The sequence below is a fragment of the Pelomonas sp. Root1444 genome (genome assembly GCF_001426885.1).
Taxonomy (GTDB): domain Bacteria; phylum Pseudomonadota; class Gammaproteobacteria; order Burkholderiales; family Burkholderiaceae_C; genus Pelomonas.
Genome location: NZ_LMFP01000011.1, coordinates 369,808 through 395,585 on the forward strand (window position 1 = coordinate 369,808; position 25,778 = coordinate 395,585).

General features: G+C 69.5%; 23 protein-coding genes and 1 pseudogene. 14 read left to right on the top strand and 10 right to left on the bottom strand.

What is annotated here, in order from left to right; translation table 11 throughout:
- Positions 1-141 precede the first annotated feature (141 nt).
- A complete protein-coding gene (locus ASD35_RS13250; RefSeq protein ID WP_056875399.1) occupies positions 142-1,521 on the top strand; it encodes a M17 family metallopeptidase in 1,380 nt (459 codons plus the stop codon).
- Here ASD35_RS13250 and ASD35_RS13255 read toward each other — a convergent pair whose 3' ends face one another.
- A complete protein-coding gene (locus ASD35_RS13255) occupies positions 1,522-2,472 on the bottom strand; it encodes a ProQ/FINO family protein (RefSeq protein ID WP_056875400.1) in 951 nt (316 codons plus the stop codon).
- A gap of 91 nt (positions 2,473-2,563) precedes the next feature.
- Between ASD35_RS13255 and ASD35_RS13260 the strand changes: the two genes are divergently transcribed.
- Complete coding sequence (locus tag ASD35_RS13260; RefSeq protein ID WP_056875401.1) at positions 2,564-3,049, top strand: GFA family protein; 486 nt, start codon at positions 2,564-2,566, stop codon at positions 3,047-3,049.
- Positions 3,050-3,190: 141 nt separating this feature from the next.
- Here ASD35_RS13260 and ASD35_RS13265 read toward each other — a convergent pair whose 3' ends face one another.
- Together ASD35_RS13265 and ASD35_RS13270 are read right to left on the bottom strand one after the other, a co-directional pair.
- Entirely contained in the window at positions 3,191-3,862 is a 672-nt protein-coding gene (locus tag ASD35_RS13265) for a DUF4197 domain-containing protein (RefSeq protein WP_056875402.1), read from the bottom strand.
- Positions 3,863-3,899: 37 nt separating this feature from the next.
- Positions 3,900-4,898 carry a sensor domain-containing diguanylate cyclase gene (locus ASD35_RS13270; RefSeq protein WP_056875403.1) on the bottom strand — a complete coding sequence of 333 codons (999 nt, stop codon included), beginning with the start codon at positions 4,896-4,898 and terminating at the stop codon, positions 3,900-3,902.
- 241 nt (positions 4,899-5,139) lie between these two features.
- On the opposite strand from ASD35_RS13270, the gene ASD35_RS13275 reads away from it, so the two are divergent.
- On the top strand, positions 5,140-7,848 hold the full coding sequence (locus ASD35_RS13275; RefSeq protein WP_056875404.1) for a bifunctional acetate--CoA ligase family protein/GNAT family N-acetyltransferase: 2,709 nt from the start codon (positions 5,140-5,142) through the stop codon (positions 7,846-7,848).
- Here ASD35_RS13275 and ASD35_RS13280 read toward each other — a convergent pair.
- Positions 7,834-8,775 carry a nucleoside hydrolase gene (locus tag ASD35_RS13280; RefSeq protein ID WP_056875405.1) on the bottom strand — a complete coding sequence of 314 codons (942 nt, stop codon included), beginning with the start codon at positions 8,773-8,775 and terminating at the stop codon, positions 7,834-7,836. The genes ASD35_RS13275 and ASD35_RS13280 overlap by 15 nt on opposite strands.
- Positions 8,772-9,548 carry a hypothetical protein gene (locus ASD35_RS27585; protein WP_056875406.1) on the bottom strand — a complete coding sequence of 259 codons (777 nt, stop codon included), beginning with the start codon at positions 9,546-9,548 and terminating at the stop codon, positions 8,772-8,774. Before ASD35_RS27585 ends, ASD35_RS13280 begins: the two co-directional genes overlap by 4 nt.
- A gap of 35 nt (positions 9,549-9,583) precedes the next feature.
- Between ASD35_RS27585 and ASD35_RS13290 the strand changes: the two genes are divergently transcribed.
- The 3 genes from ASD35_RS13290 (at position 9,584) to ASD35_RS13300 (ending at position 13,284) form a co-directional block, all read left to right on the top strand.
- Entirely contained in the window at positions 9,584-10,486 is a 903-nt protein-coding gene (locus ASD35_RS13290; RefSeq protein ID WP_056875407.1) for a hypothetical protein, read from the top strand.
- A 122-nt stretch (positions 10,487-10,608) separates the two neighbouring features.
- Positions 10,609-10,890, top strand: coding sequence for a DUF3567 domain-containing protein (locus ASD35_RS13295; RefSeq protein WP_056875408.1), 282 nt, complete (start codon positions 10,609-10,611; stop codon positions 10,888-10,890).
- Positions 10,891-10,983: 93 nt separating this feature from the next.
- Complete coding sequence (locus tag ASD35_RS13300) at positions 10,984-13,284, top strand: ATP-binding protein (RefSeq protein ID WP_056875409.1); 2,301 nt, start codon at positions 10,984-10,986, stop codon at positions 13,282-13,284.
- Positions 13,285-13,302: 18 nt separating this feature from the next.
- On the opposite strand, the gene ASD35_RS26610 is transcribed toward ASD35_RS13300, so the two are convergent.
- The 5 genes and pseudogenes from ASD35_RS26610 to ASD35_RS13325 form a co-directional block, all read right to left on the bottom strand.
- Positions 13,303-13,737 (bottom strand): DUF4265 domain-containing protein, encoded by a 435-nt coding sequence (locus ASD35_RS26610; RefSeq protein WP_162254458.1) that lies wholly within the window; start codon positions 13,735-13,737, stop codon positions 13,303-13,305.
- A gap of 23 nt (positions 13,738-13,760) precedes the next feature.
- Positions 13,761-14,285: a GNAT family N-acetyltransferase gene (locus ASD35_RS27785; protein WP_056875444.1), complete on the bottom strand. Its 525-nt coding sequence runs from the start codon at positions 14,283-14,285 to the stop codon at positions 13,761-13,763.
- A 78-nt stretch (positions 14,286-14,363) separates the two neighbouring features.
- Positions 14,364-14,738: pseudogene (locus tag ASD35_RS27790) on the bottom strand (GNAT family N-acetyltransferase); the annotation flags it as partial.
- Positions 14,729-15,334, bottom strand: coding sequence for a helix-turn-helix domain-containing protein (locus ASD35_RS13320; protein ID WP_235538340.1), 606 nt, complete (start codon positions 15,332-15,334; stop codon positions 14,729-14,731). The pseudogene ASD35_RS27790 and the gene ASD35_RS13320, both read right to left, overlap by 10 nt.
- On the bottom strand, positions 15,331-16,344 hold the full coding sequence (locus tag ASD35_RS13325; RefSeq protein ID WP_056875413.1) for a questin oxidase family protein: 1,014 nt from the start codon (positions 16,342-16,344) through the stop codon (positions 15,331-15,333). Before ASD35_RS13325 ends, ASD35_RS13320 begins: the two co-directional genes overlap by 4 nt.
- Positions 16,345-16,404: 60 nt before the next feature.
- Here ASD35_RS13325 and soxR point away from each other — a divergent pair, with 60 nt between their 5' ends.
- The 8 genes from soxR to ASD35_RS27195 all read left to right on the top strand — a co-directional run bounded on the left by soxR (position 16,405) and on the right by ASD35_RS27195 (position 25,762).
- Positions 16,405-16,899, top strand: a complete 495-nt coding sequence (gene soxR / locus ASD35_RS13330) for a redox-sensitive transcriptional activator SoxR (protein ID WP_235538341.1) — start codon at positions 16,405-16,407, stop codon at positions 16,897-16,899.
- Positions 16,900-17,135: 236 nt separating this feature from the next.
- Positions 17,136-19,526 (top strand): PKD domain-containing protein, encoded by a 2,391-nt coding sequence (locus ASD35_RS13335; protein WP_157275533.1) that lies wholly within the window; start codon positions 17,136-17,138, stop codon positions 19,524-19,526.
- A gap of 148 nt (positions 19,527-19,674) precedes the next feature.
- Positions 19,675-20,451 carry a ferredoxin--NADP reductase gene (locus ASD35_RS13340; RefSeq protein ID WP_056875415.1) on the top strand — a complete coding sequence of 259 codons (777 nt, stop codon included), beginning with the start codon at positions 19,675-19,677 and terminating at the stop codon, positions 20,449-20,451.
- Positions 20,452-20,627: 176 nt separating this feature from the next.
- Positions 20,628-21,752 carry a hypothetical protein gene (locus tag ASD35_RS13345; RefSeq protein ID WP_056875416.1) on the top strand — a complete coding sequence of 375 codons (1,125 nt, stop codon included), beginning with the start codon at positions 20,628-20,630 and terminating at the stop codon, positions 21,750-21,752.
- On the top strand, positions 21,749-23,389 hold the full coding sequence (locus tag ASD35_RS13350) for a VWA domain-containing protein (protein ID WP_056875417.1): 1,641 nt from the start codon (positions 21,749-21,751) through the stop codon (positions 23,387-23,389). Before ASD35_RS13345 ends, ASD35_RS13350 begins: the two co-directional genes overlap by 4 nt.
- Positions 23,386-24,036 (top strand): hypothetical protein, encoded by a 651-nt coding sequence (locus tag ASD35_RS13355; RefSeq protein WP_056875418.1) that lies wholly within the window; start codon positions 23,386-23,388, stop codon positions 24,034-24,036. Before ASD35_RS13350 ends, ASD35_RS13355 begins: the two co-directional genes overlap by 4 nt.
- Positions 24,033-25,229: a toxic anion resistance protein gene (locus ASD35_RS13360; protein ID WP_157275534.1), complete on the top strand. Its 1,197-nt coding sequence runs from the start codon at positions 24,033-24,035 to the stop codon at positions 25,227-25,229. Before ASD35_RS13355 ends, ASD35_RS13360 begins: the two co-directional genes overlap by 4 nt.
- Positions 25,230-25,375: 146 nt before the next feature.
- Positions 25,376-25,762 carry a hypothetical protein gene (locus ASD35_RS27195; RefSeq protein ID WP_157275535.1) on the top strand — a complete coding sequence of 129 codons (387 nt, stop codon included), beginning with the start codon at positions 25,376-25,378 and terminating at the stop codon, positions 25,760-25,762.
- Positions 25,763-25,778: the final 16 nt, after the last annotated feature.

Sequence of the window (25,778 nt, forward strand, 5' to 3'; positions counted from 1 at the left end):
CCTTTGGCGGGCCGTCTCGCGGGATTTGCTGCGCGATTGGAAGGCACAACGCCAGGCCGGCAACGTAGGTTGACAGGCCGGGAACACTTCCTTGCACTCGTGATCTATCGACAATGTTGGTTTCGAATTCAGGATTGCCCGATGACCGTCAAGCTGAAGAAAACCGTTCCCGCCAAGGCCACGTCCATCACCGTCGTGGACCGCGCCGCCTTCCAGGCGCTGGCGCCCAGCCTGCCCGAATCGACCCGCGCCTGGCTGGCCACGGTCGGCTTCGTCGGCGCCGCCGACAGCCATGCGCTGGTGCCGGGCGCCGACGGCCGGCTGGCCCGGGTCTTCGCCGGCATCGGCCATGTTGCCCATCCGTTCGCGCTGAGCAGCCTGCCGCTGGCACTCCCGGCAGGCGAATACCGCCTCGACGACACCGGGCTGGCCCTGCAGGCCGAGGCCGCGGCGATGTCCTGGGAGCTGGGCGGCTACCGCTTCGACCTCTACAAGCCCGCCAAGCGCGAGCCGGCCACGCTGTGGCTGGCAGCCGGCGCAGACGCCGAGCGCGGGCTGGCACTGGCGGCGGCCATCGCGGCCACGCGCGACCTCGTCAACACGCCGGCCGAGCACATGGGCCCGGCGGAACTCGCCGGCGCCGCCAAGGCGCTGGCCGCGCAGTACGGCGCCAAGTACAGCGAGGTCGTCGGCGATGCGCTGCTGAAGAAGAACTTCCCGAGCATCCACGCCGTCGGCCGCGCGAGCACGCGCTCACCTCGCCTGATCGAGCTGAACTGGGGCAATCCCAAGCACCCCAGGCTGGCGCTGGTCGGCAAGGGCGTCTGCTTCGACAGCGGCGGGTTGAACATCAAGCCCGGCGAAGGCATGCGGCAGATGAAGAAGGACATGGGCGGCGCGGCCAATGCGCTGGGGCTGGCGACGCTGATCATGGCCTTCAAGCTGCCGGTGCGGCTGCAACTGCTGATCCCGGCGGTCGAGAACTCGATCGCGGGGAACGCCTACCGGCCCGGCGACATCATCAAGACCCGAAAGGGCCTGCATATCGAGATCGGCAACACCGACGCCGAAGGCCGTGTCATCCTCTGCGACGCGCTGGCCTATGCCGCCGAGGGCGAGCCCGACCTGGTCATCGACCTGGCGACGCTGACCGGCGCGGCCCGCGTGGCCTTGGGGGCGCAGTTGCCGGCGCTGTTCGCCAAGCACATGGACACGGCGCGCGACCTCGTCGACCTGGGCCTGAAGCTGGACGACCCGCTGTGGCACATGCCGCTGTGGGCGCCGTACCACGCCGGCATCGAGAGCACCATCGGCGACATCGTCAACACGGGAAAAAGCCCGCTGGCCGGCGCCATCAACGCGGCGCTGTTCCTGGAGGACTTCCTGCCCGCCCAGCAGGACTGGCTGCACGTCGACCTGTTCGCCTGGAACGACGCGCCGCGCCCCGGCCGGCCGGTGGGCGGCGAGGCGCAGACCATCCGCACGCTGCTCGCCTACCTCGAGCAGCGCTACGCGGCCTGATCAGTCGGAAGCCTGGTCCTTGGCCGGCGGCGCCTCGGCGGCCGGCTCGGCCTTGGCGGCCCGGGCGGCTTGCAAGGCCTGGGCCATCTGGGACGGCACAGCCTGCTCGGGCGGCTGAGGGGCCGGCTTGCGGGCCGGCTGCGGCGGGCGGCCGCCTTCACGGCCCCCTTCGCGACGCTCGCCGCGTGGCGCATCGCGCCGGCCACCGGCGCGCTGATCGGGGCGCCGCTCGCCACGGCCCTCCGGCCGGCCGCCACCGGGGCGGCGGTCGTCGCGGCGGCCGCCATCGCGCTCCTGGCGCGGCGGTGCGGGCGGCGCCTCGGCGCGCTCCTTGCGGGCGATCTCCAGCAGGCCGGGCAGTTCCTCGGGCTTGAGTCCCTTGAGCACGCAGAAGTTGGCCTCGGTCAGCGTGGTGCGCTCGAAGTCCCACAGCAGCTGGCCGCGGTTGCGGCGCTGCTGCGCCTCCAGCTGGTGGCGCTCCTGCTCCTGCTGCTGGCGCTCCTGCTGCAGGCCCTTGCGGCGGACCAGCTCTTCCTTGGCGGCGGCCAGGTGCTCCTCGGTGATCTCGCCGGCCGGGTTGCCGTCCAGGTCGAAGCGGGTCTTGGCCTGCGTCAGCGCGATCAGGTAGCCGGTGCTGCCGGTGTGGCGGCGCAGGAAGGCGCTCAGCTGCGCCTTGCTGAACTTGCCCGGCGCGCGCTCCTGTATGTCGGCCTGGATGCGCAGCTTGACGGGCTTGGGCTTGCCGGTGAACAGCGCCGGGAACAGCGCCTTCAATTCGGCCGCGGCATCCGCGACCGGTGCGGCCGGTGCAGCGCCTGCAGCGGGGGCCTCCGCCGGGGCCGGCTCGGCAGCGGCGTTGTCGGGCGGGAGATCGGGCTGTGCCTCGGGCGCAGCTGCGGCCAGGGCCGGTTCCTCGGACGGGGTGACGGGATCGGGCAGATCGGAATTCATCGCAGGGCCGTCGAAGCGGCAGCAAACAGGCAAGGGGCGGGATTGTCGGCCATCATGCCCCTCTGCACGCCATCCCGTAGAAAGGCCGCCCATGCACCTCGAAGGCTCCTGCCACTGCGGCAGCATCAAGTTCTCGCTCGAGGCGGATTCGCCCGTGCCCTTCATGCGCTGCTACTGCTCCATCTGCCGCAAGACGGCGGGCGCGGGCGGCTATGCGATCAACCTCGGTGGCCTCACGCACACGATGAAGGTCAAGGGCAAGCGCCACCTGCGCATCTACCGCGCCAAGCTGCCGGACAAGGACGGCCACGGCCGGCACAAGAGCAGCGGCCGGCGCTACTTCTGCGTGAAGTGCGGCAGCGCGCTGTGGCTGTGGGACCCGACCTGGCCCGATCTCGTGCATCCGCATGCCAGCGCCATCGACACGCCGCTGCCGGTGCCACCCGAGCAGGTGCACTGCATGGTGGGCTCCAAGGCGCCCTGGGTGGAGATCGAGGGCAAGCCGCAAAGCCCGCGCTTCGACGCGTACCCGGACATGTCGCTCGCCCAGTGGCACGACGCCCACGGACTGCCCTGAAAAGCGGCCGAGCGCCGGGCCGCCCCAAGCCGGCCGCGCAGGCGATGTGCTGGCGGCTCAATGCCGCAAGCATCGCCGTCCCCGAGGGGGACCGGGCAGTCCTGCCGGCGTTCAGCCGGCGCAGGACTGAACGAGGGGCATCTACAACCCTCCGAAGACCTTCTTGAGGATCGCGCTGCCGGTGCCCACGGGGTCGCGACGGATCTTCTTTTCTTCCTCGCCAATGATGCGGTACAGGCCGTCCAGCGCCCGCGCGGTGACGTACTGCTGGATGTTGGCGTCCTCGCCGCGCACGAGGCCGAAGCCCGAGGCCTTGCCGGCGACCGCGTTGTACTTGTCGGCCAGTGCCACCTTCTCGGTGGCTTTGGTCACGATGGGCAGGAACTGCCGGCCCAGCGGCTCGCGCGTCTTGTCGGCGAAGAAGGTGGTCACCGAATCGTCGCCGCCGCGCAGGATCTTCAGCCCGTCCTCGACGCTCATGTCCTTCACCGCCTTGACCAGCAGCGGCTTGGCGGCCGGCACGGCGGCTTCCGCCGCGCGGTTCATCGCCGTGACGAGCTCGTCCAGCCGCGCACCCTGGCCGGTGGCGCGCAGCAGCTTGCCGGCGTCCTTCAGGTAGCCGGGCAGCTCGATCTTCACGAGCGGGTTGCCCAGGAAGCCGTCACGCCGGCCCAGCAGCGCCACCGCCGCGTTGGCGCCGCGCTCCAGCGCCGTGCGGATGCCGGCGTTGGCGTCGCCTTCGCTCAGGTTGAGCGCCCAGGCGGGGCGCAGCAGCAGCAAAGGGGCGCAGGTGAAGACGTGGCGGCGGTGCATGGCGTGCTCCCGGTGAGGCGGTGCCCCATCTTGCCATTCAGGCCGACACCGGCTGCAGCCCGCGCTTGTCGCAGTACATGCGCTGGTCGGCCAGCTCGAGCAGCCGGGTTGCATCGGCCCCATCCTCGGGAAAGCTGGCCGCGCCCATGCTGGCGCCCACCTGCAGCAGCCGGCCTTCGAACTCCACGCTGCCATTGATCTGCCCGGCCAGCCGCTGCATCGTCGCCGCCAGGCCGCCGTCGGCGGCCAGGGGACGCAGCAGCACGGCGAACTCGTCGCCGCCCAGCCGCGCCGCGGTGTCGGTCTGGCGCAATCCGCCGGCCAGGCGGTGTGCGAACGTCAGCAGCGCCGCGTCGCCCGCGCGGTGACCGAAGCCATCGTTGATGCCCTTCAGGCCGTTCAGGTCGAGCATCATCACGGCCAGCGGCTGGCCGTCGCGCTGGGCCTGGGCCAGGGAGGCATACAGGCGGTCCATGAAGAGCGAGCGGTTCGGCAGGTCGGTCAGCCCGTCGTGCGTCGCCTTGCGAAACAGCTCGTCGGGCGCGTAGCGGGTGGCGAAGTACATCGCCGCGGCGACGAGCTCCGACACCAGCTTGAGCAGCGCCAGATGCCGGTCGGCGAAATGCCCTGGCTGACGGGACATCGCCTTCAGCACGCCCACCGTCATGCCATGGTGGCGCAGCGGCACGACCACCATGGAGCGCAAGCCCAGGCGCTCGCAGGCAGCGCGGTCGCAGCGTGGGTCCAGCAGCGCGTCCGCACAGATCAGCGACTGCCCCTCGGCCACGCACCGCCCCGACAGGCTGTCGCTGCGCCGGAGCCGCAGGCCCAGGCTGCCCTCGGCCATGCCTGCGGCCGCGCGGTAGACCATCTCGTCACCCTCGGCCATTTCCAGCGCCGCGCCGTCGGCGTCGACCAGGTTCACGGTGCGCTTGACGACGCGGTCCAGCAGGCTCCCCAGGTCGAGGTCCAACCCCAGCCCGGCCACCTCGGTTTGCAACGCGATGACCTCCAGCAGTTTCCCCGTGGTCGGCATCGGTCTCTCCTCGGCGCGCATGCGCGCGACGGTGCGCCTCTTGCTGCCCCGGGCGCTCGTCTATTCCCCGGTGGCCAGTGTCTCACTTACTCATAAATGATGTCGATCGCCGACTGTCACATCAACTATGGGCATGCTCTTGCGTTGCCCTGGGTCAAGACGCCGGCCGGCCCCAGGCGCCATGCTGGCGTCCCGAACCTGTGAACGGCAGCGCCTGCCGATCGACGCCTAGAGTTTCCGCATGGACCACCATTTCCTCACCCCGCTGTTCATGCCCCGTTCGGTCGTCGTCTTCGCCGGCCCGCCGGACGAGCCGGAGCGCCAGACCCGCCAGGCGCGCGTGCTGTGCGCGGCGCTGCAGGCCGCGCCCGGGGCGAGCCCGCCGCAGTTCCTGCACGTGGAGACGACCGGCACGCTGGGTGAGCTGTCCCGTTCGCGGGCCGACCTGGCCATCATCGCCCTGCCCCCCGAGGAGATCGCCGCGGCGCTGGAGCTGGCCGGGCGCATCGCCTGTCGCGCGGCGCTGATCGTCAGCGACGGCGTCGAGCCCGAGCAGGCGGCGCAGCTCAAGCGCATCGCGCGGCGCGAGGGCCTGCACCTGCTGGGGCCCAACTGCCTGGGCTTCCAGCGCCCGCACCTGGGGCTGAACGCCAGCGCCGCCGGGCCACTGGCGGCCGAGGGCTCGCTGGCGCTGGTCTCGCAATCCGGCGCACTCACCTCGGCCATGCTGGACTGGGCGCAGCACAACCATGTCGGGTTCAGCCAGGTGGTGTCGCTGGGCCCGCACGCCGCGATGGACCTGGCCCAGGTGCTGGACTTCCTCGCCACCGATGCGCGCACGCAGAGCATCGTCGTCCACCTGGAGGGCATCTCCAACGCGCGTCGCTTCATGAGCGCGCTGCGCTCGGCCGCCCATGCCAAGCCGGTCGTCGTGCTGAAGGCCGGCCGGCGCAGCGCCGGCAACGAGGCGGCGCTGACCCACTGCCGCGCCATCGTCGGCAGCGACGACGTGTTCGACGCCGCGCTGCGCCGCGCGGGCGCCGTGCGGGTGCGCAGCTTCGTCGAGCTGTTCTCGGCCGCCAAGGGCCTGGCCGCCCGCTACCGGCCGGTCGGCAAGCGGCTGGCCATCGTCACCAACGGTGGCGGGCCGGGCGTGCTGGCGGCGGACCATGCCGGCGAGATCGGCCTGCAGCTCGGCCGCCTGTCGGCCGAGACGGCGCTGCGGCTCGGCCCGCGCCTGCCCGATCGCGCCTCGCTGGCCGACCTCATCGACCTGTCGGCCGAAGGCACGGCCGAGCACTTCCGCGCGGCGATCGAAGCCGCCGCCGCCGACCCGGCCGTCGACGGGCTGCTGGCCATCTACGCGCCGCAGGCCGGCTCCGACGCCGCCGAGGTGGCGCGCGCGGTCGTCGCGGCCAAGGCCGCCACGGCCAAGCCGCTGCTGGGCTGCTGGATGGGCGACGCCACGGTGCAGGCCGCGCGCCGCGTGCTGAACGACGGCGGCATCGCCAACTTCCGCACCCCGGAGGCGGCGGTCGGCGCCTTCGGCAGCATCGCGTCGTTCTACGCCAACCAGCAGCTGCTGCTGCAGACGCCGCCGCCGCTGTCCAGCCTGGCGCAGCCCGACATCGAGGCGGCACGCCTGCTGATCGAGAGCGTGCTGGCCGAGCGCCGCCGCACGCTGACGGAGATGGAGAGCAAGGCGTTGCTGGCGGCCTTCCACATCCCGGTCACGCCCACGATGCTGGCACGCAGCGCCAACGAGGCCATGATGCTGGCGACCCAGCTCGGCTTCCCGGTCGCGCTGAAGATCGACTCGCCCGACATCGCCCACAAGAGCGACGTGCAGGGCGTGGCGCTCAACATCCAGAGTGGCGCGGCGGCGCGCGACACCTTCAACGAGATGGTGGCGCGGGTGAAGCGGCTGCAGCCGCTGGCGCGCATCAACGGCGTGACGGTGCAGAAGATGGCCCGCGCCCAGCGCGGCCGGGGCGGGCGGGAGGTCTGCGTCGGCCTCGTGACGGACGAGGCCTTCGGCCCCACCATCGTCTTCGGCGCCGGCGGCACCATGATCGAGCTGATCGCCGACCGCGCGATGGAGCTGCCGCCGCTGAACCAGTTCCTGTCGCGCCGCCTCATCGAGCGCGCCCGCGTGGCCGAGACGCTGCAGCAAGGCTGGCAGGGCGGACCGCCGGCCGACCTGGAGGCGCTGGAGCGCGTGCTGCTGCGCGTCAGCGAGATGGTGTGCGAGTTCCCGCAGCTGCGCGAGATGGACATCAACCCGCTGATCGTCGACGAGACCGGCGCCGTGGCGGTGGACGCGCGCATCGTGCTGCAGCCCGGGCCGCAGGCCGGCAGCCCGCGCGCCTTCGACTATGCGCACCTGGCCATCCTGCCCTACCCGGCCCGCTTCGAGCAGGTCTGGCCGCTGGCCGGCGGCGGCGATGTCACCGTGCGCCCGGTGCGCCCGGACGACGCGCAGATGCTGCAGGACCTGGTGCGCGGCCTCAAGCCGGAGAGCCGCTACTTCCGCTTCGCCAGCGCCATCAAGGAACTGCCGCCCGGGCTGCTGGCGCGGCTGACGCTGATCGACTACGACCGCGAGATGGCGCTGGTCGCCGTCTACACCGAACGCAGCGCCCGCGCGGACGGCGGCTTCGACGAGGCCGAGCGCATCGTCGGCGTGTCGCGCATCATCATGAAGCCCGACCAGACGAGCTGCGAGTTCAGCCTGCTGGTGGCCGACGACTTCGGCGGCAAGGGCCTGGGCTCGCGGCTGATGGAAGGCATCACCGACGCTGCTCGCGAGAAGGGCCTGGCTGAGATCGAGGGGCTGGTGTTGAGCAACAACGCCGACATGCTCAAGCTGATGCGCGGCCTGGGCTTCACGGTCAAGCCCTTCCCCGAGGAACCGGAGTTCAAGCTCATGACGCTGTCACTGCAAGGCTGACAGCCGCTCGGTCAGCAGCGCGAAGAAGCCGTCCGCGTCGACATGGCGCAGCACCTGGGCGTTGGCCGGCAGGCCGGTCACGGCCCACCAGTCGATGACGGTCATGCCGCGCGTCAGCTCGCTGTGCGTCTCGATGCGCACATTGCAGTCGCGGCCGCTGAACAGCTCGGGCTGGAGCAGCCAGGCGATCACGCAGGGGTCGTGCAGCGGGCCGCCGTCCTGGCCGTATTTCTCTTCGTCGTAGCGCTCGAAGAACTCCATCCAGGCCGCGACGACGGTACCGGCGCGGTTGCCGATGGCGCGGATGGCCTCGATGCGGGCCGCCGTCGTCAGCGCCTCGTGCGTGACGTCCAGCGGCGCCATCGTGATCGGCACGCCGCTGGTGAACACCTCGTGGGCCGCCTGCGGGTCGACGTAGATGTTGAACTCGGCCGCCGGCGTCACGTTGCCACCCTCGAAGAAGCCGCCGCCCATCAGCACGATGCGGCGGATGCGCAGCGCGATGTCGGGCGCGCGGCGCAGTGCCAGCGCGATGTTGGTCAGCGGGCCCAGCGGGCACAGCGTCACGGTGCCAGGCTCGCGTTCGCGCAGCGTCTGGATGATGAAGTCGACCGCGTGGCGCGGATCCAGCGCCAGCGTCGGCGCGGGCAGCTCGACGCCGTTCAGGCCGGTGTCGCCATGCACGTGCTCGGCGGTGACGAGGGGCACGTCCAGCGGCCGGTCGGCACCGGCGCAGATGGGCACGTCGCGCCGCCCGGCCAGCTCCATGACCTTGCGCGCGTTCAGCGTCGTCAGCGCGAGCGGCACGTTGCCGGCCACGGTCGTCACGCCGAGGAGTTCCAGCTCGGGGCTGGCCGCGGCGAGCAGCAGCGCGATGGCGTCGTCCTGGCCGGGGTCGGTGTCGATGATGATTGGCAAGGGCTTCATGCGGCGGGTGGCGGGGCGATGTCGAGGTCGATGGCGCCGAACAGGCTGTTGCCTGCGGCGGTCTTGAGGTCCAGCAGCAGGCTGTCGCCGGCGGCGAGCGGCAGGTCCAGCGCGCCCAGCGCCGCGCCCGCCACCTGGCCGGCGCGCAGCGACCGCAGCCGCGCCAGGCGGGCCAGCGCCTGGCCCGGCGCGGCGTCGACGTCGCGCGGCGGCTGCTTGGCGCCGTTGTGCAGCAGCTGCAGCCGCGCCTGCAGGCGGCCGGCGGCCCAGCCGTCGCCCAGCTCGTCGGGCGTGACGGCCAGCGGCGCGCATTGCGTGGCGACCAGTTCGCCGTCGATGCGCCAGTCCACCGCCAGTGTCAGCAGGCGCATGGCGTCCAGCGCGGCGGCAGCGTCGCTGGCGGCGGCCAGGTCGCCGGTGATGGCCGCCAGCGCGGCCTCGCCCGCGGCGGGCGCACGCAGCGGCTGGTGCGGCGAGGAGAAGCTGCCCATGTCGCGGCGCACGCCGCCGTCGGCATCGACGACCGCCCAGCCGCAGCCGCGCGGCAGCGGCGCGAGGCACTTCTCGGGCTCGAAGGCGAAGGCATGGCGCAGCTTGCCGTGGTTGAGCTGCACGGCGAGGTCTTCGAGCTGCGGCGCGATGAAGCCCCAGTCGTCGAGCAGCTGCTGCATGCGGGTCGCGATGCCGGTGGCGTAATGGGCCTGGGTCAGGTCGCGCGACACGACGACGAGGTGGCCGTCGCGCGAGCCGTCGGCGTAGCTGGCGAGTTTCATGGGCGGGTGGGCGACAGAGATGGCAGCATTGTGCGGTGCGCGCCGCCCTGTCCTTCCCGACACGACCGCCCCGTGCGGCCCTGTTCGCGCTGGCGGCCAGCGTGCTCGCGCATGCGGCGCTGCTGGGCGGCGGGCGCGCACGCGACGAGGCCGCGCGGCCGGCGCGGGCCGTGGAGGTCGCGTGGCTGGCGCCGCCTGCGGTGCCGGTGGCGCTGCCCGAGCCGGCACCGCCGGCCCTGCCGATGGCGCAGGCACGGTCGCAGCGCCTCAACCCTCGACCTCCGGTGCCCGCGGTGGATGCGCCGGCCGCGACGCCCGATGCGCCGCTTCGCCTGGCCGGGCCGGCGTCATGGCGCTACCGGCTGCGCCAGGGCGGCCAGGACGGCGAGGCGCTGCTGGAGTGGCAGCCACAACCCGATGGCCGCTACAGCCTGCGCCTGACGCGCCGCATCGGCGAGCGCGCATTGCCGGCACAGGAAAGCCTGGGCCGCACCGGCGGCGCGGGCCTGGCGCCCGAGCGCTTTGCGCTGCAGCGCGGCGGGCAGGACCGCCAGGCCGTCAACTTCGACACCGAGGGCCGGCGCATCAGCTTCTCGGCCAGCCCGGCCCGGCTCGACCTTCCCGAGGGCGCGCAGGACCGGCTCTCCTGGTGGTTGCAGCTCGCCGCCATGGTGCAGGCGGCGCCCACGCCGGGTGGCCGCTGGCGCGTCTGGGTCGCGGGCGTGCGCGGGGAGCTGCGCGAATGGGTGTTCGAGGCGGTCGACGCCGAATCGGCGGGCGGCGGCACGCTGCACCTGCGCCGCCAGCCGCTGGGGCCCTACGACCCCGGCATCGAGCTCTGGCTGGACCCTGCACGGGGCTACTGGCCGGTCCGCCTGCGCCAGGGCGACCCCGAAACGCGCGGTTTCGAAATCACGCTGGCCGACGTGAACTCCTGACGCTTCCTACACGTTGTCGGCGCATGGGATGACCCGATTTGCACCCCGTTCTGCCAGTATCTGAACCGACCGGGGCTTGAAACACCGGGCCCCACCCGCAGCTGAAGCCAGAGGAGAACTTCATGCACATGCTCTACAACTCCGACAGCTTCATCGTCGTCCAGTTCGACGTGCCGACCGCGGAGCCGCAGATCGTGCCCGCCGGGCCGCAGCTGAACCGCGGGGGTTTCGAGATCGTCGACAAGTTCGCCCGCAAGGAAATCTTCATCGAAGGCGCACTGGCCGAATCCTTCCAGCAAGGCGTGCAGGCCCTGATCGACGAAGGCCAGCCGTCGGAGGACGAACTCGACGCCTTCATCGAGCGCTATGCCGTCATGGGGCAGCAACCGGTCGTGATGCACTGAACACTTGGGGGGCGGTCTTACATTGATTGACGCCCAACCCTGATACAAGATGGGTCCGCGCGGCCGCTGCAGGCTGCGCAAGGAGCCCATCGAATGGTGAAGCGAGCCGCCGCACAGACATCCCGAGCCCCCGGCCCGGTGCTGCCTTCGCCCGGCCTGGACAGCGCCCCGGTGCTGGACCGCATGTGCTCGCAGTTCGTGCTGACGCTGACCGTGAGACACGCCGGCCGCTTCAACCTGCGGCGCGACTTCAACGGCCTGCTGTCCTTCACCGGCCGCCACCTCGTCTGGCCCACGCGCGTGCTGCAGAGGCTGCGCGTCTACCTGGCCCAGCGCTGTGCAGGCAACGAGCTGTGGCGCGGCCATGAGGCCTTGAGCGACGAAGCCTTCCTCGACCGCTTCGGCCAGTGGAGCGGGCCGTTCTCCGAAGGCACCCTCTTCTTCTACCTCGACGAATACGTCAAGGACGCGCCCAAGGACATGATGGCCTTGCTGGCCACCACCTGCGAGCACCTGGACCGTCAGCTCAAGCGCGAGTCCACGCTGGTCGAGAAGAACATCGCGGCCCTCGGCACGCTGCTGCAGCTCAACCCCGCCGAGCGGGCCATCCTGCTGTACGGCACGCTGGCACGTTACCAGCGCGAGCTGCGCGGCGCGCTGGTGGAGTTCAAGGTGAACACGGCGCAGGAGGCTTTTGCGGCCATCGCGGCGGTCGCCGGCGTCGATGAGCGCGAGGTGGCCGAGGCGCTGCGTGCCGGCTCGCGGCTGGAGCGCATCGGCATGGTGGAGAACCTGATCTCCGAGCACAACATCACCGACCTGGCCGACCTGATGAAGGTCAGCGACCAACTGCCGCCAGTGCTGATGCGCGAGTACCAGGGCCCGCACGACCTGATGGCCGTCTTCACGCGGCCGGCCGCGCCCAGCCTGCTCGCGCCGGCCGACTTCCAATTCGTCGTCGAAGACCTGGACCTGCTGCAAGGCCTGTTGCGCCGCGCCGTCGCGACGCACGCGACCGGCGTGAACGTGCTGCTGTACGGCCCGCCCGGCACCGGCAAGACCGAACTGGCCAAGGTGGCCGCCGCGGCAGCAGGGCTGGATCTGTACGAAGTGGAGTACGCCGACCGCGACGGCAACTCCCTGTCCGGCCGCGACCGCTACCGCTCGCTGCAGATCAGCCAGGTGTTCCTGAAGGCCAGCGCCAACGTGGCGCTGCTGTTCGACGAAGTGGAGGACGTGTTCCCGCCGCTGAGCAGCGACACGGCATCGCTGCTCAGCCGGCTCGATGCCAGCGCCGAAGGCGGTGTGGGCAACTCGGTCAGCGGCAAGGCCTGGGTCAACCAGATCCTGGAGACCAACCCGGTGCCGGTGATCTGGGTGACCAACCGCATCGAGCAGATCGACCCGGCCTTCCGCCGGCGCTTCCAGTACCACCTCGAATTGAAGTCGCCACCGCCCGGCGCGCGACGCGGCCTGGTGGCGAAGTCGCTGGGCGAGATCACCGTCAGTGAGGCCTTCGTCGGCAAGCTGGCCGAGCGGCCCGGGCTGACGCCGGCGCAGATCCGCACCGCGGTGCGCTTCGCTCAGTTGGCCGGTTCGGCCGACGAGGCGGAGAAGCTGATCGAACGCCAGCTTGCCAATGCCGACAAGGCGCTGGGCCGTGACGACATCAGCCTGGCGCGCCCCTGCGTGACGAGCTATGCGCTGGAGCTGCTGAACTGCGAAAGCCGCTTCGAGATCCCTCGCATCGTCGAGGCGCTGCGCCGCAAGGGCAGCGGCCAGCTGTGCTTCTACGGCCCGCCCGGCAGCGGCAAGACCGCGCTGGCGGAGCACATCGCGCAGCGCTTAAGCCGGCCGCTGATGGTCAAGCGCGCCAGCGACATCGCCAGCAAGTTCGTCGGCGAGACCGAGCAGAACATGGCGCGCATGTTCGAGACGGCGCAGGCCGAAGGGGCAGTGCTGCTGCTGGACGAGGCCGACAGTTTCCTGCGCAGCCGCAAGCGGGCCGAGCGCAACTACGAGGTCAGCGAGGTCAACGAGATGCTGGCGGGCATGGAGCGCTTCAACGGGCTGTTCATCTGCACGACCAACCTCTTCGACGACCTGGACGAGGCGGCGCTGCGGCGCTTCGCGTTCAAGATCAGGTTCAAGGCGCTGAAGCCGGAGCAGCGGGTGGCGATGTTCGAGCGTGAGGCGGGTGTCGCGCCGGACGATGAGCAGCACTCACGATTGGCGGCGCTGGATTGCCTGACGCACGGCGACTTCGCGGCCGTGAGGAACCAGGTCGAGATCCTGGGCGAGGCCTTCACGCCGGATGAGTTCCTGGCGCAGCTGGAGGCGGAACATCGCGCGAAGCCGGAGGTGCGGGAGCGGCGGGGGATTGGGTTCAGGTAGGGCGCTCTCTCACACGCGCTACGCAGCTTCGTGCCTCCAAACAGGGAACGCCAATGCAAAGCCTGCTTCTTCGAGCGAATCAACCATCGCGTTGATTTCATCGCACTGGACGTCGGCCGGCACATCGACTGCAAACATCGAGAACTTCTCGAAGCTTGCCAAAGAACACCCGAGTTCGAGCAGGCATTTCTCCGGCCGCGAGAAGTCAAGGCCATCGTTGTTCAACACCCAGACCACTGAATGGCCAGCCGGTCGCACGAGTTCAAACTCGAAGATCTGTCCGTTGACTGGATCGGGCTGGGCTCGAAAAACATCGCCGACCGCCAAGCCGCGGATGAAGAGCGGAACGTTCTTGAGCGAGTACAGCTCTCCATCTCGCTCACACCAAACACCCTCAGCGGCGACAGGCGGCCATCCATCGTCCACATCCAGGGCAAAAAGCAGCTTTTCCACGATGAGGCCTCGGGCACGAAGGGTCAGATCTGCTTGAAATAGTAGGTCGTCGAGCAAAACGGCCCGTCCGGCATCAACGCGTAGTTCGGAATATCCCCCGCCTTCTGCCAGCCCTGCCGCTCATAGACCCGCGACGCATCGCTGCCGGTGACGGTGTCCAGCACCAGCGTCGTCTTGCCGAGTTCGCGCGCCTTGGCCTCCAGCGCTTTCAGCAGCCGCTCGGCCATGCCCTGGCGCCGTGCGCGCCGGTGCACGAGCATCTTGCTCACGTCCGCCCGGTGCGGCTGGTTGTCGGGCATGTCGACGACGAGGGACAGCGTGCCGCAGATGCGGCCGGTCTCGTCCTCGGCGACGAAGAGGTGGCGCTCACCGGCCGCGACGCCTCCGGCAACACGGCGCCAGAAGGCTTCCGGCCGCCCCTCGGCCAGCGGCAGCATGAAGCCGACCGACGCGCCGCCCTCCACGCAGTCGCGCAGCACCTCGGCCAGTTCGCCCACTCGTGCCAGCGCCTCGGCGCCGTCGAGTTCCCGGATGGTGCTCGTCGTCATGCCCAACTCCTTGCCAAAACACAGGGCCGCCGCGTTGCCCGCGTAGCGGCCGAAGTTGTCGATCCGCCGGTAGCCATGGCGCTCGTAGAAGGCCACGGCGCGGGTGTTCACGGCGCGCGTCTCCAGCCACACCGCGCGGTAGCCGAGCGCGCGGGCCGTTGCCTCCAGGTGGGCCAGCACCGCGGCGCCGGTGCCCCGGCCACCGGTCTTTGCATACATGCGTTTGAGCTCGGCCACACCGTCCTGCAGCGGCCGCAGCGCGCCGCAACCGATCGCATGGCCGTCGGCATCCCGCGCGACGACAAAGCGGCTGCGCGGGCCGCGCACGTCGTCGGCCACGAAGCCGCTGCGGCCGCTGTCGCCGGTGATGGCCTGCAACGCCGCCGAGAGTTCATCCAGCAGCACGCGTGCGTCGGCATGCTCGGGGTCCAGCGTGACGATGCTCAGCGCCATGACACGGCACCGGTCAACGCGACAAGGTAGCGCGCCGGCTTGGCGCCGGGGTTGTGGAAGCGGATGGGCGCATCCAGCCGCATGGCCAGGCAGTCGCCGGGGTTGAGCTGCCAGACGTCCTTGCCGTGGGCGATCTCCATGACGCCGTCGATCATCCAGACCAGCTGGTGGATGTCAGCGTCGCGCTCCGAGGTCTCGAAGGCCACGCGCTGGCCGGCCGGGAAGATGACGTCCACCAGTTGCAGCGGCGACACGCCCGGCGGCGACACGTTGCGGCGGCGGTAGCCGGAGGCGGGGTCGTCCCAGACGGGCTGGTCGGCCACGCGCGCCAGCGGTGAGGGCGCAGCCGGCGCAGGACCGGCCTCAAACATCGACGCGACGCTGACGCCCAGCGCCGACGAGAGCTTGTCCAGCACCACCGCCGTCGGGCTGCTCTGGCCGCGCTCGATCAGCGAAATGTTGGAGCGGCTGACGCCGCTTTTGTTCGCCAGCGCGTCCAATGACAGGCCAGCTGCGGCGCGCAGCTCGTGCAAGCGCCGGCCGATGAGTTCGGTGATGTTGTCGTTCGCCATGCAATCCAGTTTACTGGAATTCATCCTCCATCAAAATGGATGGCGCGCTCGACCGCGCGACGCCAGGCCGGGTCGGGCCAGCGGCGGCCCAGGCGCCAGGCGGCATGGGTGATCTTGATGACATGGGCATCGTCCTGATCGCAGGCGGCGGAGATCAGCGCCGGCCAAGGGCGGCTCGGCAACCGGTCCAGTGCCGATGCGGGCGCCGCGCTGCTGGCCAGCAGGCCCGCAGCCGCAGCGACGCTGAAAGCTCGTGGCAGGTCGGGCGTCGGCCACCAGGGCTGCAGCACGCTCATCGCATGGCTGGCCGTCAGCAGGTGCAGCACGGTGAAATCGCCACTCGCGGCATAGGTGCGCGCGGCCAGCAATGCCAGGGCGCGCAACGCGTCAGGGCCATGGTGCAGGCGCCCGGCAACAGCGGCAAAGCCGGCAGTGCCGGCCCAGGCCTGCATGCGGCCGCTGATGAGGCTGCCGGGCGGGTAGGCCGGACGAGGCAGTTCGGCCAATGCGTGCAGCCAGTCGGCCAGCGCAAGCGGCGCGCCGGCGTGGGGCGCCGCGGGCAGCGGCATGAAACAGGCGGCCCAATGGGCCAGGCCGGCGGCCAGTTCCCTCTCGTGGCCGGCGAGCACGGCATGGCCGGTGCGGATCAGGCCGTGGAAGGCGGCGGCGCCGACGCCGGGCAGCAGCAGGCCCAGGGCTTCGCGCAGTGCGCCCCCGGAGCCGAGCTCACCGATGCGCGCCGCGAAGTAGGCGCGCCAGGCCGCATCGCTGTCGGGCCGTCCGAGGTCGCGTTCGGCGACGACTTGCGCCGGCCGGGCGCTGATGCGCGGTTCCAGCATGGCCTCATGGCCTTCGCTCCAGGCCTGCAGCCGCGCCGCCGAGGCGCCAAGCGCCAGCAGCGCCTGCTGGGCCATCGGCAGGTGGTTGCTCAACTGGCCGCGGTAGGTGGGGGACAGCGCCTGGCCGGCGTCGAGCAGGTGATGCAGCTGCGCCAGCGTGGCGGGCGCAGCGGCGGTGGTGGTCTTCATCAGCATGGGCAACCTCGGGAACGCCGTCGTGGGAACATGGCCGCCATGCTCAAAGTTGAAGTTAACTTGAAGTCAAGCCCCACGCCGCTGTCTATCGGCCAGCTGGCGCAGCGCGCCGGCGTGGCGACGAGTGCCCTGCGTTTTTACGAAGCCGAGGGCCTGCTGGCCGGCAGCCGCAGCGCGGGCGGGCACCGGCAGTACCCGCGCCACGCGCTGCGCCGTGTCGCCTTCATCCGCGCGGCGCAAAACGTCGGGCTGACGTTGCCGCAGATCAAGGCGGCGCTGGCCACGCTGCCCGACGGCCGCACGCCCACCAAGGCCGACTGGGCGCGGCTGTCCGCCAGCTGGGCGCCGTTGCTGGACGCCCGTATCGCAGCCTTGCAGGCCCTGCGCGCGAAGCTGACCGGCTGCATCGGCTGCGGCTGCCTGTCGCTGAAGGCCTGCGCGCTCTACAACCCGCTGGACGTCAAACGCAACGAAGGCCCAGGCGCGCGCATGCTCGATGTGGCCGCCCCCTCAAACGCGGGCGTCGCCGGCCAAAGCGAGACCGGGCGCTCATAAGATCCGCGTCCGACCAGCCTGGCTCAAGGCGCGGCGTACAGGGAGTGAACATGATCGAGACGATTCGCCGCGCGGCCACGGCTGCGTGTATGGCCGCTGCATTGCTGGCTTTGAGTGCCTGCGGGGGCGGAGGCGGGGGTGAAAATGCACCGTCCACCACGCCGGCAGCCGTTGACCCACCGACAGCCGTCATCCGCGCGACGGCGTTGGCCGCCACATCCACGAGCAATGCGACGGTGCAGGCCCCCGTAGGCAGCACCCTCACGCTCGACGGCACCGGCAGCACGTCCGTCTCTGGCGGCGTCACCAGCTACCTGTGGACGGTGACCACCAAGCCAGCCGGCAGCACCGCCGCGCTGCAGAACGCGACGACCGCGACGGCCACGTTCGCGCCCGACGTGGCTGGCAGCTATCAGTTCACGCTGCAGGTCGGCGCCAACGGCATGACCGCGAGCACGGTGATGCCGGTGACGGTCACCGCGGCCGTACCCGTCGTCAACGTGAACGCGTCGGTGAACTTCGCCGGCCCTGTGAACACCCGCCCCACGCAGTCCATGTCGGTGGGGTCGGTCATTGCCCTGGATGGCACCGGCAGCACCGACGCCAACGGCGGCCCGGTGACGTTGGCGTTCTCGCTGCTGTCGGCACCGGCCGGCAGCACGGCCGCGCTGGTCGCCACCGGCGCTGCGGCTCGCCTGACGCCCGACATCGTCGGCGCGTACCAGGTTCGTGTGCGGGCCACATCGCCGTCCGGCCTGTATGCGGATTCGGTGCACACCTTCGATGCGGCCGCGCTCGCGCCGACGATGGCCGTGTCGACCAGCGTGTCTACCGTGATCGCCAACAGCAGTCTCGATGCCGCCGTGGGCAACATCGTGTCGTTGGACGCCGGCAGCTACACGTCCTACAACAGCGAAGGCACCTGGGCGGTCGCGGGCAAGCCTTACTCCAGCGCGCTGGCGCAGCTGACCACCGTGTCGCCTTGGGCCGTCAGTTTCGTGCCGGACGCCCCCGGCACGTACACGCTGCAGTACACGGTCGTGGACCGCACCACCGGCGCGTCCGCCGTGCATCGGGTGATCGTCAAGGCCGACTTCGGGCCTGTCGCGATCGTGACCGCCAGCGCCGCGCCCGTGGCCCAGGCCGTTGGCCCCAGCTATGTCGCCGCCGTCGGCAGCGCCATCACGCTGCGCGGCTCGGGCAGCCAGGACCCGGCTGGCGGCGCGCTGACCTACAGCTGGGTGCTGGACACCCGGCCGGCGGGCAGCACCGCCACGCTGACCGATGCCGCCACCGCCACGCCGAGCTTCACCCCCGACAAGGATGGCCGCTACTCGGCCACGTTGACGGTGACCAATGCCGCAGGCCTGCGCGCCGTGCAGTCGGCCAGCGTGGAGGTGGGCAACCGCCCACCGGTGGTGGTGCTCGACCGCAGCCAGGCGATGGTGCTTCAAGGCGGCAGCATCACGGCATCGGCTGCCAGCAGCTACAGCACCAACACCTCCGGCACACTGAGCTACCAATGGGCGCTGGACACCCGGCCGACCGGCTCTGTCGCCAGCATCGGCGCGCCGAACAGCGCCACGCTGAACTTCGCACCGGACGTGCCCGGCAGCTACTACGCCTCCGTCACGGTGACGGACGGTCAGGTCAGCGCCGTATCGGGGGTCAGCATCACCGTGCTGAGCGCCACCGCTGGCACCGTGCCGCTGGCCTACAAGCCGTTGCAGATGCGCTTCAGCAAGTCGCAGAACAAGTTGGTGGTCGTCTCCATCAATCCGAACCAGCTGCACCTTGTCGATCCCGCTGCCGGCACCGATGTGGCCATCGCCCTGCCCACGACGGTCAAGGCCCTGTCGCTGTCGGCTGACGGCCGCCTAGCGGGCGTGATGCACGAGGGCGCCGTCAGTCTGGTTGACGTCGTGACGGGCACATTGCTGAACACCAGCATTACGGCGGGCTCGCAGACCGAGGTGTTCACGGCCAACAGCGGCGTCGTGTTTGTGGCCGGCGCGTCGAACTCCTGGTCCGGTGCCGTCTCCGCCATCAACGGGCGCACCGGCGCCATCATCGCCACCGGCGGTCTCTACAGCAGCAGCTACGGCACCCTGCGCGGCGTGATGTCGGAATCACAGGGCCGGCTCTACACGCTGAGCGACTCGTTCCAATCGCTGTCCTGGACCGGCGTGAACGCCACCAGCGGCAGCTTGAGCGGCACCGGCGGCCAGGGCTCGTACACCAACTATGCGACGGCGCCGCTGTGGCTCTCGGGCGATGACGCCCTGCTGTTCACCTCTGGTGGCACCTACTTCCGGACGTCTGACTTCCAGTACACCGGTACGCTGGGCAGCGCGGTGTTCTCGGTCAGCCACAGCACCACGGCCACCGAAGCCGTGGCCCTGGCCGTCAGCAGCGGCAACCCGACCCAGTATCCCGAAGTGCTGAAGCGCTTTTCCGGCTCGCTGCTGTTCCCTGCGGGCGACATCCGCCTGCCGGTGATCGGTGGTTCGCAGTCTTACGGCCTGGCGGTCTTCCACGCCAGCGACGACAAGCGCGTGAGCGTGGTGCAGACGGGCAGCAACGAAGCCCAGGCGAGCGGCATCCAGTACTTCCTGGTGGTGCGCTGACCTTGCCGCCTGGCCCCGGGAGGGGCCAGGCGCATGCCGGCTGGAAGTGGGACGAAGGCCGCCCACGCGACTGCTTGACCCTTTGGTGACGGCGGCGGCCCATATCCCGGCGAAAATCACGGGGTTAACCCTCTACGATCACCGCCCCATGAGTGCCTTCCACGAAGAGACCGTCCTGACCGTCCACCACTGGACCGACCGCCTGTTCAGCTTCACGACGACGCGCGACCAGGCGCTGCGTTTCTCCAACGGCCATTTCACGATGATCGGCCTCAAGGGCGAGAACGGGAAACCGCTGCTGCGCGCCTACAGCATCGTCAGCGCCAACTACGAGGAGCAGCTGGAGTTCCTGAGCATCAAGGTGCCGGACGGCCCGCTGACCTCCAAACTGCAGCACATCAAGCCCGGCGACAAGATCATCGTCGGCCGCAAGCCCACGGGCACGCTGCTGATCGACTACCTGCTGCCGGGCAAGAACCTCTACCTGCTGGGCAGCGGCACGGGCCTGGCGCCCTTCATCAGCATCGTGCGCGACCCGGTCACGTACGAGCGCTTCGAGAAGGTCGTCATCGTGCATGGCGTGCGCGAGGTGGCCGAGCTGGCGTACCACGACCACCTCACGGTGGACCTGCACCAGCACGAGTTCCTGGGCGAGTTCGCCAGCGAGCAGCTGCTGTACTACCCCACGGTGACGCGCGAGCCCTACAAGAACATGGGCCGCATCACCGACCTGATCCAGACCGGCAAGCTGCAGGCCGACCTGGGCCTGCCGCCGCTGGACCCGGAGAACGACCGCATCATGCTGTGCGGCAGCCCGGCGCTGCTGAAGGACATGCAGGAGATGCTGGAGATCCGCGGCTTCAAGGAAGGCAGCACGACGACGCCGGGCGACTACGTCATCGAGCGGGCGTTCGTCGAGAAGTAAAAAACCAGCAAGCCTGCCGCGGGAGCGGTGGGCAAGCAACGCGCAGACGGATGAGGAACCCTCAATCAATTCCTCACGTAATTCCTGACGCCGCCTGACTTTTGGCTGTGCCCTCGAAGGGGGCACACTCCGCACCTGTCGTGAGACAGAACAGCGGCAGGAGGCCGAAAAGCCCAATGAACAACCCCAAGCGCATCGCCGGCACGCTCATCGTGCTGGCCGTGTTCGGCAGCGCGCTCTTCTATGCGCTGCGCAGCAACCAGCAGACCCAGGCGCTCGAGCATGAGCAGTCCGCGGTGGCCCAGACCGCGCCGCTGAAAGGCCTGATCGCGGTGGACGTGGAGCCCTTCTTCAAGGACGAGCGCGTCACGAAGCTGCTGGCCCGGCAACGCCTGCCGGTGCAGGCGGTGCGTGTGGGCAGCCGCGACATGGCAGCCAAGCTGGACGAGGCGCCCGACTTCTTCCTGGCCAGCGGCGTGGTCGCCGCGAACATGATCCTGGACGCCGCGCGCAAGGCCAACAAGCCGGCCACGCAAAGCTCGCCCTTCCACTCGCCGCTGGTGGTGGCCTCGTGGGAGCCGGTGGCCAAGATCCTGGTGGCCAACCAGATGGCCAAGCCGATCGCGCCCAAGGTCTACGGGCTGGACATGGAGAAGCTGACGGAGGCGATGCTGGCCAAGAAGCGCTGGCGCGACCTGAAGGACAGCGGCGAGTACGCCGTGTCGCGCAGCGTGCTGGTGTCGACGACGGACATCCGGCGCAGCAACTCGGCGGCGATGTACCTCGCGCTCACGTCGCAGGCGCTCAACGGGGAAGTCGTCAGCGACCGCGCGCAGGGCCAGGCGCTGGCGCAGAAGCTGGCGGAGCTGTTCAAGCGCCAGGGCTTCCAGGAGAACTACGTCAACGGCGCCTTCGACGACTACCTCTCCATCGGCATGGGCAAGACGCCCATGGCCTTCATCTACGAGCAACAGATGCTCGGCCAGGCGCAGAAGGCCGGCGGCAGCCTGCGGCCGGAGATGGTGCTGATGTACCCGCAGCCGACCATCGTCAACAAGCTCGTCGTCGTCGCGATGACGGAGCGCGGCAAGAAGCTGGCCGAGCTGCTGGCCACCAGCAAGGAGCTGCAGGCCGTGGCACTGGAACAGGGCTTCCGCACGGGTGACCCCGCCGCATTCGCCGCCACGGCGAAGCAGGCGGGGTTGGCCGTGGACGCGCAGTTGCGGCAGGTGGTGGACCCGCCGAGCTTCGACCTCATGTTCGAAATGATCGACATCGTCAGCCGGGAGATGAACCAATGAAGCGACGCCTTGCTTTGCTCGTCCTCGCGCTGACGCTGGCCGCCTGCGGCAAGCGTGAGGAACCTGCCGCTGCGCCCAGCGCGCCGCCGGCGCCGAAGACCACTCTGAACGTGCTGGCCACCAGCGACCTCAAGGACATCGAGCCCCTGGCCGCGCAGATCGAAGCCGCGACCGGCGTGGCGGTGAAGTTCCGCTTCGGCGGCACGATGGAAAGCACGCAGGAGGTGCTGAGCGGCTCGCAGGCCGACGCCGCCTGGTTCGCCAATGCGAAGTACCTGCTCAGCGACGCCGCCGGCCAGGGCCGCGTGAAACTGCAGGAAAAGATCATGCTGTCGCCGATGGCCGTGGGCGTCAGCGAAAGCGACGCGGCGCGCTACGGCTGGAACAAGCCCGACGCCAAGCTCACCTGGGCCGACATCACCAAGGCCGCCAAGCGCGGCGAGCTGCGCTATGCGCTGAGCAACCCGGCGACGAGCAACCAGGGCTTCATGGCGCTGCTGGGCGTGGTCGCCGCAGCCGGCGGCAAGGGCGAGGCCCTGACGGCCGCCGACGTGGACCGCCAGGCCATCTCCGACTTCCTCACGGGCTACAAGATCGTCGGCGACAACTCCACGTACCTCGCCGAGCAGTTCACCAAGCTGCAGGGCACGCGCGCCAACGCCTTCATCAACTACGAGAGCTGGCTGCTGACGCTGAACGCCAGCGGCAAGCTGCGCGAGAAGCTGCACCTAATCTACCCGTTCGAAGGCGTGACGACGGCCGACTACCCGTTCATGTTGCTGAACGACGCACGGCGGGCGGACTACCAGAAGGTCGTCGAGTACCTGAAGGGCGATGCGGCTCAGCTGTGGCTGGCGCGCCAGACGTTGCGCCGCCCCATGAAGGCCGAGCTGGCGGCCCAGGTGGCAGACATCCTGCCGCCGCGCGGATTCCAGGTGGAACTGCCCTTCTCGCCCGACCGCCAGCTCGCCGACGGCCTCATCGACGCCTATCTCAACGAATTCCGCAAGCCCATCGCGAGCACCTTCGTGCTCGACACCAGCGGCAGCATGCAGGGCCAGCGGCGCGAGCAACTCGTCGAGGCCATCCACTACCTGGCCGGCGCCGACGTGTCGCTGACCGGCCGCGTCGCCAAGCTGACCAACCGCGAGAAGCTGTGGTTCCTGCCCTTCAGCGACCGGCCGCGCGAGCCCGTGCTGTTCGAGATTCCGTCGGGCAGCCCGGTGCGCAAGGGTGTGGCGCCGCAGGCCGACACCGATGCCAAGAAGGCCGAGCTGCAACGCGTGCGCGACGCGGCGGACAACCTGCGCATGGCCGGTGGCACCGCGCTGTACGACGCCGTGCTGGCGGCGCTCAACCACATGCTGGAGCAGCGCAAGCTCAAGCCCGACTACCAGTACTCCGTCGTCGCCTTCACCGACGGCAAGAACACCGTGGGCCGCAACCTCGACGCCTTCAAGCAGGCCTACGAGCAGCTGCCCGAGGACGTGCGCGGCATCCCCGTCTTCATGGTGCTCTACGGCGATGCGGCGGAAGGCGACCTGAAGCAGCTGGTGAGCATCACCGGCGGCAAGGTGTTCGACGCGCGCAAGACGCCGCTCTACGCCGTGTTCAAGGACATCCGCAGCTACCAATGACCGCCCTCTTCCGATGGCTCAACGCACCGGCCAACTGGTGCGGCCTGCTCGCGGCGACCGGCGTGCTGGTGCTGAAGGCGCTCGGCCTGCTCGGCGGCCTGGGGCTGGGTGTCGCAGCACTCGGCTACGTCGGCGGCCTTATCGTCGGCGCCATGTGGTGGGGCTGGCCCAGCTTCAAGGAAGCCGAGTGGGAGGCGCTGGAGTTCAAGGACGAAGGCGATGCCCGCGACGCCATGGGACGCGCGCTGTCCGGCGTGCGACGCCTCACCGAGCACAACCCCGGCAACCGCATCCCCGGCCCGCTGGCCACGCGAATCCAGCAGCTGTGCAGCAAGCTCGAAAGCCTGCTCGACCAGTGGGAGCGCAGCAAGGGCCAACTGCCGCTGCAGGAGAGCTTCCACGCCCGCCACATCGCCATCAGCTACCTGCCCGATGCACTAAACACCTACCTCAGCATCCCGCCGCAGTTCGCGACGAAGAAGCTGCTCAGCAACGGCATGACGGCCCAGGCCACCTTCGAGGGCGTGCTGACCGAGCTGGAGGCCAAGGTCGAGCAGCTGGGCGACGACCTCGCCGGGCAGGACGCCCAGGCCTTCCTGCGCCACAGCGAATTCCTGAAGCAAAAGTTCGGAGCCAAGACACCATGAGCGACACCACCACCCAACCCGCCTTCACGCTGACCGCCCCCGAAGTCATCACGCCCGTCGAGCCCGTGCAAGCCGTCGAGGCCGTGCCGCTCAAGCCCGAGATCGCCAGCCAGGTGGACGAGCAGGTGCGCCGCTTCATCGACGCGCTGGAGAAGGAAGACCTGCACAGCGAGCCCTTCAAGGCCAAGCTCGACAGCGCCTTCCAACTCGGCCGGCAAGAGATCAGCATCGCCGCCAACCTGATGCAGGGCAGCCTGATGCAGCGCAACTTCGTCGGCGCGACGGATACGCCCGCCTACAAGGCCATCGCCGCCATCCGCGGCCAGTTGGACGAGCTCAACCCCGGCAAGGACGGCGACCTGCTGCAGCCGCGCAAGCTGCTCGGCCTCATCCCGTTCGGCAACAAGCTGGAGGCCTACTTCCGCAAGTTCGAGAGCGCCGCCAGCCAGCTGCAGACCAGCATGACGCAGCTCTACGCGGCCAAGGACGGCATCCAGAAGGGAGTCATCGACATCGAGGCCACGCGCGGCAAGCTGTGGGAGGCGATGCAGTCCCTCGCGGCCGCCGCGCGCTTTGCCCGCACGCTGGACACGCGGCTGGCCGAGCGCGTGCAGGCGCTACAGGCGACCGACCCGATCAAGGCCAAGGCGCTGGAGCAGGAGGTGCTGTTCTACGCGCGCCAGAACCTCGCCGACATCCAGACCCAGCAGGCCGTCTGCGTGAATGGCTACCTGGCCCTGGACGTGCTGAAGAAGACCGGCCGCGAAATGATGATCGGCTGCGACCGCGTCGCCACCACCGGCATGAGCGCGCTGGCCGTGGCGCAGACGGTGGCGCGCGCCACCGGCAACCAGATCGAGGTCATGAAGATGCTGCAGGGCGTCAACTCGACCATCGGCAACCTCATCAACCAGACCGGCCAGGCGCTGAACCAGCACGTCGACCAGACGGCCGAGTTCGCGTCCAACCCCATGCTGGGCATCGAGCAGATCCAGTCCATGTTCGACCAGACCTTCCAGGCCATGGACGCGATGGACAACTTCCGCTCCAAGGCGATTGCGACGATGGGGGCGAACAACAAGCTTATCGAGGCGCAGTTGCAGCGGGCCGAGGGCTATGTGGACCGGGTGCGGCAGCAGCAGGCGCGGGCGGCGGTGTCGGGTGGGGACGCGGTGGGGCCGGTGAGGCTTTGAAGCGCAGCGCGATTGGCGCGATGCTCCGACCGGCACCCTATCGTTGCGTGGGCCCGCAATAGGCTGGCAAGACATCAATTGATCGCGCTATTCCACGCCCGGGCTGGATTAAGCAGAAAGCACATCTGGCTAAAAGGCCGACACCGATGGAACGCACTGCCGAAGAAATAAAGCTGAACCACATCGCCGTCATGGGTGACGAGCTTGGGGCTGTCTACAGCGAACTTTGGCAAGAAGCCGGTCGTTTATTCAGTGACTGGCAGGAATTTGTATCGCTGTTCGGCACCAACCCTGGGCGCATAGATCTGCTCAACAAGGCAGCGGCACACTTTTTTCGCATCGTTCAAGACAGCTTATGGGAAAGAACTCTTCTTAAGATTGCGCGGATAACCGACCCAGCACAAACGGGAAAGAAGAAAAATTTATCCCTGTTCAGTCTTGCGAATGCAATCACCGATCCAGCACTCAAAGAATCAACTTTCCTAAGGACAGTCTGCAAAACCCCTCGTCAATCCGACTGGCGCTGGGCGTGAGCGCGGGCGACGATGG